Source organism: Terriglobus sp. YAF25 (genome assembly GCF_052113305.1).
Taxonomy (GTDB): domain Bacteria; phylum Acidobacteriota; class Terriglobia; order Terriglobales; family Acidobacteriaceae; genus Terriglobus.
The window spans coordinates 1-2,611 of the sequence record NZ_JBFRCY010000664.1; the positions used below are offsets into that span (position 1 = coordinate 1).

Here is a 2,611-nt window from a genome sequence, read left to right on the forward strand (position 1 = left end):
GCAGGAGATGCTGAGCCGTGTTCCTGCGAAGGCGACGGTGGTGGTCTGCGAAGAACGCGTTGCCGATTCTCTGGATGCGCTGACGGTTGTTCGTGTTCCCGAACCAACTGCAAAAGATGGCCTGGGGCTGGCTCTCGCGGCACTGGATGCAGGGAGAGCAGTGACCGCGGAAGCTGTGGATGCCCTGTATCTGCGACGCCCGGATGCCGAGCGGGCCTTGGAACGGGGCTAAGGGGCTAAGGATTGGTACGAACTGGGTGCCCCATCCATCGCATCGCGATGGGTGGGATGTTCGAGCGGAAGCTCGAATTGTTCTGCTTAAGGGGACGGCTTTCAGCCGTCCCGTATTGAGCCCCACAGAGAACGCGGTTTTAACCGCTGAGGTCATCGCGCGACGCGCGACGGATCGAGCTCCGCTCGATAATCACCCCAGCGAACGAGTTCGCCGGGGACCCCGATACTCCCACATCTGCTTCGCAGATATGGGGCACCCCGGTGTATGGGTTAGCGATAATTCCTGTATGGCAACTGTGATTCGACGGGCGGAGGAGCGGGATGTGGCTGCATTGCAACGGTTGCAGGCTGCGACGCCTGGAATGCCCGAGTGGACTCCGGTTCACTGGCTGGGACTGCTATCCGGCGACGCCATTGTCGTGATCGCCGAGGACGACGCGGATGTCRCCGGGTATGCCGTGGCATCGCTGCTGCGGATTCCCGGTGAGGTGGTCGCCGAGCTGGACGCGATTGTGGTGGCGTCTGCCCATCGCCGGAACGGCCTCGGGAATGGGCTTCTGCGGTATCTGCTGGCCGAGGCCCAGGCTGCCGGAGCAATCCGCCTGATGCTGGAGGTCCGGACTGGCAACGGGGCGGCGCGGGCGCTCTATCAGGGGCTTGGTTTCCAGGAGGAGGGGCTGCGGCGGCGGTACTATCGCGACCCGGTGGAAGATGCCGTGTTGATGTCCCTTCAGTTTCCACAAGAGCTAGTTGCCGCGGAAAAAGGACAGGAGTAGAGTCCTTGGCATCAGTTTGAACGGAGGTCTTCATGCTTCCTGCGCACACCGAGGCGTCGTTTCGTCATGAGCAGTTCACCCGGCTACAGATGGAACACGCGCAATACTCTGAACGTCTTGACCATCTCCTCCTGAATCCGCTGCTTTCGCCGGCTGACCAATGGGAAGAGATTCGCCTGAAAAAGATGAAGTTGAAGTTGAAGGATGCCATGGAGCATCTCCGGACGGACTAGGTTCTTTCCGGAGCTGCGGAGCATCGTCTTGGTTTTGAGCCGGCAGTAAGGGCCGGGTTGTAAGGCCTCGGGCTCTTGGTGTGTCTCCCCATATACCGGGTGCCCCATGTCCGGGGTCCCCGGCGAACTTGTTCGTTGGGGTGGTGTCCCTCGGGGACATGGGACGTTCGAGCGGAGCTCGAATTCTTTTGTTTGTTCGGACGAATGAAATCGGTAGAGAAGCAAGTTTCTCCGCTTTCCTCCGGTCGCTCCGAAATGACAAACAAAAAAGTCATACCGGGGTAGGAGGTCGTGGCCTCCTTGCCCACCCTAGCGTTGCGAGGGTGGGGCACCCCGGGTTAGGAGATTGAGTAAAAGGCGGTCGCGCATAGCGCGATGCCCATGTCCCCGAGGGACATGGGGCACCCGATGTACAGGTTGGGAAAGACCCCGGATAACGACCTTTTCTTCCTGCGGCTCTATAATCGGAAGAACTTTATGGTGCGTGACGGTTTTCTGTATGCGCTCGGCCTGGGTGTCGTTGCGGTTCTTCTCTCGTTGACCGGGTGGCCCTGGCTGGCAGTGATTCCGGTTCTGCTGGCGGTGTTCTTTCTCTGGTTCTTCCGCGACCCCTCGCGTACGATCCCGCAGGGCAGGGGAGTCATTGTCTCTCCGGCGGACGGCAAGGTGACCGAGGCCGAATGGATTGAGACAGGTGCCGGTTCGCGCCTGCGCATCAGTGTCTTCCTCAGCGTCTTCGATGTGCACGTGAACCGTTCGCCCATTGAAGGTACGGTGACGCAGGTCGACCATCGGACGGGCCTGTTCAAGAACGCGCTCTCGCCGGACTCGTCTCTGGTGAATGAGCAGACGCTGGTCAGCGTTGACGGCCCCAACTACCAGATCAGCTTCAAGCTGATCGCCGGTCTGTTGGCGCGCCGCATTGTCTGCAATCTGAAGGTTGGCGACAAGGTTGAGCGCGGACAGCGCATCGGCCTCATCAAGTTCGGATCGCGTGTCGACGTTCTGTTGCCCTCGGATGCGGTGCTGAAGGTCAAGAAGGGATCGCGGGTGAAGGGCGGATCGACCATTCTGGCGGAGATGCCCGTTGCTTCGGAGGCTTGATGGATGAGCTGATCGAGCGCCGCCCTATGCAGCCGCGGCGCGCCATGTATGTTCTTCCGTCGTTGTTCACCGCGGGCAATATCGCCGTGGGGTACTACGCCGTGATGTCGAGCCTTCAGGCGGTATCGACCGGAGACGCTAGGTACTTCGACCGCGCGGCGATCGCCATTGCCTTCGCCATGCCCTTCGACGCTCTGGATGGCCGCATCGCCCGCATGACCAACACGGCCAGCGAGTTCGGCAAAGAGCTGGACAGCCTGGCGG

Annotated in this window: 5 protein-coding genes; all 5 read left to right on the plus strand. The window is 60.8% G+C overall.

Annotated features, from left to right (window positions below; translation table 11 throughout):
* A partial coding sequence (locus AB4043_RS21985) for a hypothetical protein (RefSeq protein ID WP_442308093.1) occupies positions 1-232 on the plus strand: 232 nt, incomplete at its 5' end.
* Between the two features lie 289 nt (positions 233-521).
* Positions 522-1,010 carry a GNAT family N-acetyltransferase gene (locus AB4043_RS21990; RefSeq protein ID WP_442308094.1) on the plus strand — a complete coding sequence of 163 codons (489 nt, stop codon included), beginning with the start codon at positions 522-524 and terminating at the stop codon, positions 1,008-1,010.
* A 32-nt stretch (positions 1,011-1,042) separates the two neighbouring features.
* Positions 1,043-1,243, plus strand: coding sequence for a DUF465 domain-containing protein (locus tag AB4043_RS21995; protein ID WP_442302415.1), 201 nt, complete (start codon positions 1,043-1,045; stop codon positions 1,241-1,243).
* Between the two features lie 477 nt (positions 1,244-1,720).
* The gene (locus AB4043_RS22000; protein WP_442302423.1) at positions 1,721-2,347 is read left to right on the plus strand and encodes a phosphatidylserine decarboxylase; all 627 of its coding nucleotides are present in this window, start codon (positions 1,721-1,723) and stop codon (positions 2,345-2,347) included.
* The coding region (locus tag AB4043_RS22005) for a CDP-alcohol phosphatidyltransferase family protein (RefSeq protein WP_442308095.1) at positions 2,347-2,611 on the plus strand (265 nt) is incomplete at its 3' end. The genes AB4043_RS22000 and AB4043_RS22005, both read left to right, overlap by 1 nt.

Excerpts from the sequence above, each read along its gene's own strand:
- AB4043_RS21995 (WP_442302415.1), top strand. The coding sequence starts at position 1,043 with ATGCTTCCTGCGCACACCGAGGCGTCGTTTCGTCATGAGCAGTTCACC.
- AB4043_RS22000 (WP_442302423.1), top strand. The coding sequence starts at position 1,721 with ATGGTGCGTGACGGTTTTCTGTATGCGCTCGGCCTGGGTGTCGTTGCG.